At 59.3% G+C, this 7328-nt stretch carries 10 protein-coding genes; 6 read left to right on the forward strand and 4 right to left on the reverse strand.

The features are described from left to right. The first annotated feature begins 173 nt into the window (after positions 1-173). The 5 genes from WBV42_RS05375 (at position 174) to WBV42_RS05395 (ending at position 3424) form a co-directional block, all read left to right on the forward strand. Positions 174-425: a DUF7123 family protein gene (locus tag WBV42_RS05375; protein ID WP_423985112.1), complete on the forward strand. Its 252-nt coding sequence runs from the start codon at positions 174-176 to the stop codon at positions 423-425. A 147-nt stretch (positions 426-572) separates the two neighbouring features. After that, positions 573-698, forward strand: coding sequence for a hypothetical protein (locus WBV42_RS05380; RefSeq protein WP_423985113.1), 126 nt, complete (start codon positions 573-575; stop codon positions 696-698). A 3-nt stretch (positions 699-701) separates the two neighbouring features. Then, positions 702-1709 carry a YeiH family protein gene (locus WBV42_RS05385; RefSeq protein ID WP_423985114.1) on the forward strand — a complete coding sequence of 336 codons (1008 nt, stop codon included), beginning with the start codon at positions 702-704 and terminating at the stop codon, positions 1707-1709. Positions 1710-1758: 49 nt separating this feature from the next. Beyond that, the gene (locus WBV42_RS05390; protein ID WP_423985115.1) at positions 1759-2493 is read left to right on the forward strand and encodes a helix-turn-helix domain-containing protein; all 735 of its coding nucleotides are present in this window, start codon (positions 1759-1761) and stop codon (positions 2491-2493) included. Between the two features lie 55 nt (positions 2494-2548). After that, positions 2549-3424, forward strand: coding sequence for a sulfurtransferase (locus WBV42_RS05395; protein WP_423985116.1), 876 nt, complete (start codon positions 2549-2551; stop codon positions 3422-3424). A 32-nt stretch (positions 3425-3456) separates the two neighbouring features. On the opposite strand, the gene WBV42_RS05400 is transcribed toward WBV42_RS05395, so the two are convergent. From WBV42_RS05400 to WBV42_RS05410, 3 genes are all read right to left on the reverse strand, one after another. Then, positions 3457-3672, reverse strand: a complete 216-nt coding sequence (locus WBV42_RS05400) for a hypothetical protein (RefSeq protein ID WP_423985117.1) — start codon at positions 3670-3672, stop codon at positions 3457-3459. A 325-nt stretch (positions 3673-3997) separates the two neighbouring features. Then, positions 3998-5056 (reverse strand): tyrosine-type recombinase/integrase, encoded by a 1059-nt coding sequence (locus tag WBV42_RS05405; protein ID WP_423985118.1) that lies wholly within the window; start codon positions 5054-5056, stop codon positions 3998-4000. After that, positions 5043-5438, reverse strand: coding sequence for a DUF5805 domain-containing protein (locus WBV42_RS05410; protein WP_423985119.1), 396 nt, complete (start codon positions 5436-5438; stop codon positions 5043-5045). The genes WBV42_RS05405 and WBV42_RS05410 overlap by 14 nt, the downstream gene beginning before the upstream one ends. A gap of 600 nt (positions 5439-6038) precedes the next feature. On the opposite strand from WBV42_RS05410, the gene WBV42_RS05415 reads away from it, so the two are divergent. After that, positions 6039-6290 (forward strand): hypothetical protein, encoded by a 252-nt coding sequence (locus tag WBV42_RS05415; protein WP_423985120.1) that lies wholly within the window; start codon positions 6039-6041, stop codon positions 6288-6290. 144 nt (positions 6291-6434) lie between these two features. Here the strand turns inward: WBV42_RS05415 and WBV42_RS05420 are convergent. Beyond that, positions 6435-7328: ABC transporter ATP-binding protein (locus tag WBV42_RS05420; protein WP_423985121.1), on the reverse strand; the 894-nt coding region annotated here is incomplete at its 5' end.

Below are 7328 nucleotides of genomic sequence, written 5' to 3' on the forward strand. Positions count from 1 at the left end.
GTATCTAATCGGGAGATTGGTCAATACGACCACATGATCTCGTCGGTCCGCTCAGCACTCATCTGTGCGAGAACGGAGAGCGCATAAATTTGGGCGAATTTGTGCCTGATTTCCGGAGAACTAGTCCGTAATCTCGGAAATCCCTGATGACCGTTCGCGTTTTTTCCCCTTCCATGGAAGCACGATCCGACCCCCGACAAGGAGTCAGCGCGAAGCGCGATATGCTAGAATCATATCTTCGGCGAGAGGTCGCGGACGGCGGCCACTATTTCAAGAGCAGGAAGATCGCGGTTGACATCGATCTGTCCGCGAAGGAGATCGGCGCGATGCTTCGTCAATTCCGAGAGACGGGGTCCGACTTTTCCATTACCAAATGGGGATACAGCGGCGGGACGACGTGGTACATCGAACGGGATCCGGAGTGACCAACGATAGATCACCGCGTTCGTTCCATCGACTCACCGCGTCCCCCCGTCGAATCACTCAGCGGGTGATTCGACAGTTGGCGTGTGCCAACCTTGGCGTGCGCCAACCAAATTCGTATCTCGGTTCCGTGCCGACTATCTTCCACAGTGAGCGATAGTATCTCCGAACGCGTCCGGCACAGGTGGACCGAACTCGAAAACGACTGGCAGGCGGTCTGTGTCGGTCTTTCAGTCGTCGTCATCGTCTCGTTCGGCATCACCATTCCGTGGTAACCCATGAAACGAACCGTCGTTCCCGGAATCATCGCCCTCCTCACCATCGGACTCCTCGCCCGGGCTTTCACGTCTGTCGTTCCCGGCGTCAACTATCTCATCGTCACGATACTCATCGGTCTCCTCATCGGTAACACATACGGCGTTCCGGACTGGGCACGTCCCGGCGTCGAGACGCACAAGGTTTGGCTCGAAGCGGGTATCGTCGTCATGGGTGCGAGCGTCGCGCTCGACCGCGTCGTCGCCGCCGGACCCACCATCCTCCTGCTCGTCGTCGCCACCGTCACGACGACGGTTCTCCTCGTCGAACTGCTCGCACGCCTCGTCTTCTCGATTCACGAGGAGACCGGATCGTTGCTGGCCGCTGGCTCCGGTATTTGCGGGGTGTCCGCCGTCGTCGCCATCGCGGAGAGCATCCGTGTCGAGGAAAATCACATCGCCTACGCGGCCGCGACGGTCCTGCTGTTCGATTCGACGACCCTCTTCGTCTATCCGGCCGTCGGTCACGCACTCGGCCTTTCGAGTACCGTCTTCGGCATCTGGGCGGGGCTGACCATGTTCAGTACGGGACCGGTAACCGCCGCCGGATTCTCGTTCTCGCAGACAGCGGGGCAGTGGGCACTGCTGGTGAAACTCACCCGCAACTCGATGATCGGACTCGCCGCAATCGCGTACGCTGTGTACTACGCTCGCCGGACGGGCGACGCTTCGGACTCGAACGACGGCGACGTCCCCGGCGGCTGGCGGTTCCTCTGGCGGACGTTCCCGAAATTCGTCTTCGGATTTCTGGGGGTCCTCCTCGTCGCGAACCTCGGTTTCCTCTCCGGGCAGCAGATCACGTCGCTTTCGAACGCGTCCGATTGGGCGTTCCTGCTCGCGTTCGCCGGTCTCGGTCTCGAAACCCGGCTCGACGAACTCCGCTCGACGGGGTACAAACCGATACTCGTCGTTTTCCTCGCCCTGCTCGTCGTCGCCACAGCCATGTTGTTCGTCGTACGGGCGCTGTTCTGAAATCGCCAACGGCAGTCTTTTTGCTCGCGCGGGAGTTCCCTCGACGTAGATGCGGGAGTTCACGTTTGCCATCGAATACGAACCGGGTGCGGACCCAATCATGGATGTCTTCATCGACCATCCGACCGTCGTCGCACACTCGCTCGATGGATTCGTGACCGAAGACCGGTTTTGGCGAATCGAACGCATCTCCGGGCCACAGTCCGCGCTCGACCGGATCGAAGCGGTTCGATTCGACGACGCGTGTTGTGGCGAGTCGATAACCGCACAACCGTGTGACGCGACGCGCTATCACGACGTGCTCGAACGCTCCTCGAACGAACTCGTCCTCTACACGTATCTGACGGACATTCGAGGCTGTGAGTCCGTTCACACCCTTGCGGGGAAACATCTCCCGGCAGGGTTGATATTCGAAACCCGCCGCCGCGAATCGACCCACTGGTGGCGGATTTTGATGCGCTCGGACCGGAACGTCGGCGTCTTCTACGACGACCTCGGGGCACGACTCGGTCCCGGTCTCTCATTTCGAATGGGGCACCTCCGCGATGCGAGTGGCTGGCGGCAGGATTCGTTCACCGTCTCGCTCCCCGAGGAACAGGAAGTCGCACTCCGCGCCTCGCTCGAAGCGGGCTACTACGAGCGGCCGCGCGCGGCGACGCTCGACGAAATCGCCGATGACCTCGAAATCCCCCGTTCGACGCTCTCCTATCGCCTTCGGCAGGCCGAAGCCCAACTCGTTCGTCGCTATGCCGGTGGGGACGAAGCCGATAGGTGGCTCGAATGAATCCCCATCTATCGGCAACATGGGATTAATGCGGCTCCCGGTGTAACGTTCCACAATGACAAACGATGCCACCAACGCGCTGGTCTCCGTCGGGTGGGTGATCGACCGACTCGACGACTTCCAGCGCGACGATCCCTCCTTTCGATTGGTGGAAGTCGATATCGACCCGAGCAACTACGACGAGGGGCATATCCCCGGGGCGCTGAAGATCGATTGGAAAACCCAACTTCAGGACTCGACCAGGTTCGACGTGCCGACGAAAGCGGCCTTCGAGGAACTACTCGGAAGTCTCGGTATCTCCGAGGAATCGACCGTCGTCCTGTACGGGGACATGATGAACTGGTTCGCCGCCCACGCCTACTGGCTTCTCACTTACTACGGGCACGAGGACGTGCGGTTGCTGAACGGCGGACGCGACCGGTGGGTGGACCAGGATGCACCCCTCACCGACGAGATACCCCAGTTCACGGAACGGTCGTATCACGTAACCGCGCCGAACCGATCCATTCGCGCCGACCAACCCGACGTCATGGACGCAATCGAACGCGAAGCGTCGCTCGTCGACGTTCGAACGCCGGAGGAATACCGCGGCGAAATCCTCGCGCCGCCCGGCTGGAACGAGGGCGTCCAGCGCGGCGGCCACATCCCCGGCGCGGTCAACGTCCCGTGGAGCCAAGTCGTCGATAGCGAGGGGCGATTCAGATCGGCGGACGAACTCCGCGAAATCTACGATGACGCGGGTATCGAGAGCACGGACGAGATCCTCACGTACTGTCGGATCGGCGAACGCTCCGCGCTGACGTGGTTCGTGCTACACGAACTGCTCGGCTACGAGACCGTACGCAACTACTACGGGTCGTGGGTGGAGTGGGGGAACACGGTCGGTGCGCCGATAGAGAAGGGACAACGCGCCGAAATCCGGCGTGAATAAGACCGTTCGCTGATTTTCCGTCGGTTCCACTCCTATTCGCTCTCTAACCGTTCGACCCGCCGTTCTAACTCCACGATTTTGCGATTCGCCTCCTCTATCGACTTCAGCAGTAACGACCCGAACAGAACGCCGACGACACCGCAGAACAGGAAACCGACACCCGCTCCGAGTACTCCGAACAAAACCAAACCGCAGCAAAATCCGATAATGGCCCCCAGCAGTGCCGACTTGAACATGACACTACCCATATCGGTTCGCACAGATCATTTCTGCTAAATATTTTCTCATACTACTCCTGCTGCAGCGTTCGAGAGATATTTCGGCAATCGTCGTCTCCTGTCATCGGTTCCACCTTTTTCGTCCGCCGAAGATGATGGAAAAATACCACTCCCCCCAACCGCTCCCCGGACTCTTGATATAGCGAGATACGATTTATGTGTCCGAGAGGATCCTCGGTCCGCGAAAAATCATGTGGGATGTTATCATGTAAAAGTAGGTCCTATCGCTACGAATCGACTGTCCAGTGTGGCGGTTTGCGGGAACGGGAATACCTTGCTCGGGCAGCGAGGACGGTTACAGTAGCGAGTAGATGTTCTCCTCGTACACTTCTCGGACCCTGTCGCCCCAGTTGTGCGTGTAGGTGTCAATGATGTCGCTCGCCACGTCGCCGCGGAGGTATTTCACGATACCGCGGTCGCCGGTTCGGTCGCGGAGATGTGTGGTGAAGAAGTGCCGGAAGTAGTGGGGGGTGACGTTCTCTTCCGCACCGCCGCCGGTCCGATACCATCCGGCTTCGCGGGCGTGTCGTTCCACGATGTTCCGGACCATCTTCGGCGTGAGCCGCTCGCCCCAATTGCCGCTCGTACTGACGAACAGCGGCTCAGCGGGCGATTGGGAGTCCGGCCGGATCGCCAACCACCGAAGGAGTACCTTTCGGAGTTCGTCGTCCACGGGGACGATTGTCTCCCGTTTTCGCTTGTTCGAAGCGGTTCGTTCCTCCCCATTGACGACGTTCCCGCGAACCGCGTCCGCTCCGATAAAGATCGAGTCGGGACGGCCACCGAGCTGTGGCCGTCTCCCGAGGTCGTACGCCGACTGGATGGCTTCGTCGGTGAGATTCACGTCCCGCACGTCGAGGTTACTCACCTCGCCGACGCGCATCCCCGTCTTCAATAGCGTGCAGACGACCGCCCGCTCCAACGGGTGGGAGATTCCGTCCACGAACTCCCGCATTTGTGCGACCGAAATCTCGCGCCGAGTCGGGTCCTTGTCGATGGACTCGTTCATCTCCTCGACCACGAGTGCCATCGGATTCGATTCGAACGCGCCGACCTGCGTCATGTAAGCGTAAAACCGGTGGAGATAGGCCGCGTAGGTCGCGATCGTGCTCTCCGCGTTCTTCCCCCGCAGGGTATGAATCCACGCCATGCAGTCACGCTGTGTCGCCTCCCCGGGGGCGACTGACCGGCCCGACGGATTCCGGTCGGAGTCGGTGATGAACGCCTCGAACCGTCGTAAAACGCGTTCGTAAGCGTCTCGCGTTCGCTCGCTCTTACCGTGATAGAGGAGGTCTTGGAGGAAGTACCCCACCGGGTCGTCGGGGTTCGGATCGGTGGGGCTACTCGCCGCCATCCGTTCCCTCGACTAGCACGTACCCTCCGTGCCGCACGCTGTACTGAACACGGTTCCGGGATTGGAGTTCGCTGAGCACTTCGTCGAGTCGCTCCTCGAAGTCCCCCATGAGCTGTTCGATCAGTTCGTCACCCGACAGGTTTCCCTCCTCTGCGAGGGTTTCGAGCACCCTCTCTTCGAGGTCGTCACCCCTAGGGGTCGAGTCGCTAGAAGTGCCTTCCCCGGGATCGAGTTCGAACCCCCGCCGACCGGCTTGAACCATCGCCTTGACGAATTCGCTCTGGCTCATGTCGAGTTCGTCGGCCTCGGATCGCCACTGTTCTTTCTGATATTTTGGGATGTGTGTCTTGACGACGGTCCGTTCGGCTCCCTCTTCGACCATGATTTTCCATCTCACGCAGAGCATATTAAGCTGTCCCACGTTCTGTGATAAGCGAACTAATCTCCCTTTATGGGACAACAATAACCCCGATCACGTCTTGCGATTCTCTCGCGTCCTTGCAGGAATTGTTCGTCGAGCCTTGCAGAATTCCCTTGCAGCCTTGCAGTCCATTTCGGGCTTTTTCGGGGCGGTCGTTCGTGTTGGTTCGGTCGTCTAACGGGGACATTGATTATAAATGTTTTGCACCCCAATCGTCTGTCATCTCCCTCGAAATTGTCGTACAAAATTGTCATCCATATTCTCTTTTAGGGGCGTCCTACAAGGGGTTTGGCCACACTGGCAAACGAGTGGGGTCATTAATTCGTCGCCAGTCACCGAGTCGTTATTATCTTAACCAGCACTGTTCGACTCGTCGGTCGCTGGCACCCAGCCGTTGATCGATGGGGACCCGCAACCGTCTCGTCGGACGACTTTCTATTGGGTTGTCTACGAGGTCCATCGTGGTCGTCACTACCGGCCGCCCCTCGACAGTGCAGCAACGACTGTGATTCACCGTTCCGACCTGTAAGGTTTATTCCTGCCCGGTCTGTGGCTGTCAGTATGCCCGGAAATACCGTCGGAATCTGGATCGGCGAAGACGACGATCTTATCGAGCGCTTCGACGAAGCGTTGGGAACGAAAGAACCCACGTACTCCCGTTCCGAATCGATCAAGGACTCGATGGAGTTCTATCTCCACATCCAGGATGCACTCGACGATATGGACCTGACGTTCCCATCCGAACGGGACAAGCGAATGTGGATTCGTCAGGCAATCTTTGACCGCGCTCGTTCTGAAGCCCAACCCGAATAACGTGTCTTCTCGCTATTCGCCGAAACTCTCCGTCCGATCTGGCACTGATAAATCTCATGTCGCCATATGGATCTAATCCGATCATCGCTCGTGTAGTCGTTCCAACTCTCCAAAAACCAACTCCGTCGGTCCGAGTCCACGAATTCAATCGGCGTTGGACGTCCCTTGACTTCCCTCTATGTCGATATCGCCCTCCTCGGCGTCTTCGATGGGCGGACTGTTCCAGTACTCGTGATTCTCCTCGACGCGGAAACAAGCACACACCGACGCGTCGCCGACGTCCATCGGTTCTGGCGTCTCGCGCGTGCACACCTCACGCGCTTCCGGACACCGCGTGTGGAACCGGCACCCGCTCGGCGGGTTCACCGGGTCCGGAATGTCGATTTTCCGCATCGGGAAGTCGCCCGTCACCGACATGTCCATTCCCAAATCCGGCGTCGCCCACCGCAGTACCGACGTGTACGGGTGGTTCGGACTGCCGATCAACTGCTCGGCCGGGCCGAGTTCCGCCAACCGACCCAGATACATCACGCCCACTTTTCCGCCACCGTGCTCGGTGAAATATCGCGCGTTCGACAGATCGTGGCTAATGAACACGTACGAGGTGTCGAACACCTCCTGCAATTCGAGCATCAAGTCCATCATCTCCACGCGCAGCGATACGTCCAACGCGCTGATCGCTTCATCAGCCAGGATCACGTCCGGGTTCATCAACAGCGCCCGGCACAACACGACCCGTTGTTTCTCCCCGCCCGAGAGCTGATGCGGGTAGCGTTCGGCGAAGTCCGCCGCCGGGTTCATCCCCACCCGTTCGAGGAGCGAGTAAATCCGTTCCCGGCGTTCGCCCGTGCTCAAGCCCGGACTCACCTGGCGAAGTGGTTCCGAGAGAATCGCCACGATGCGCCGGTTCGGATTCAGCGAACTTCCCGGATCCTGATGGATGATCTGCAGCGATTTGCGCACGTCCATCCATTCCAGGTCGCTGTCGCTGTTGCCGTCCCGAATGTCCCAGATGTCGTGCCCGCGGTATTTCACGCT

Source organism: Haladaptatus sp., from assembly GCF_049589095.1.
In the GTDB taxonomy this organism is placed as follows: Archaea; Halobacteriota; Halobacteria; order Halobacteriales; family Haladaptataceae; genus Haladaptatus.

What these genes read in the sequence shown, in the direction of transcription:
- WBV42_RS05405 (WP_423985118.1), bottom strand. Translation starts at nt 5,056, where the DNA reads ATGGCGGCGAGTAGCCCCACCGATCCGAACCCCGACGACCCGGTGGGG.
- WBV42_RS05395 (WP_423985116.1), top strand. Translation starts at nt 2,549, where the DNA reads ATGACAAACGATGCCACCAACGCGCTGGTCTCCGTCGGGTGGGTGATC.
- WBV42_RS05400 (WP_423985117.1), bottom strand. Translation starts at nt 3,672, where the DNA reads ATGGGTAGTGTCATGTTCAAGTCGGCACTGCTGGGGGCCATTATCGGA.
- WBV42_RS05385 (WP_423985114.1), top strand. Translation starts at nt 702, where the DNA reads ATGAAACGAACCGTCGTTCCCGGAATCATCGCCCTCCTCACCATCGGA.
- WBV42_RS05390 (WP_423985115.1), top strand. Translation starts at nt 1,759, where the DNA reads ATGCGGGAGTTCACGTTTGCCATCGAATACGAACCGGGTGCGGACCCA.
- WBV42_RS05410 (WP_423985119.1), bottom strand. Translation starts at nt 5,438, where the DNA reads ATGGTCGAAGAGGGAGCCGAACGGACCGTCGTCAAGACACACATCCCA.
- WBV42_RS05415 (WP_423985120.1), top strand. Translation starts at nt 6,039, where the DNA reads ATGCCCGGAAATACCGTCGGAATCTGGATCGGCGAAGACGACGATCTT.
- WBV42_RS05375 (WP_423985112.1), top strand. Translation starts at nt 174, where the DNA reads ATGGAAGCACGATCCGACCCCCGACAAGGAGTCAGCGCGAAGCGCGAT.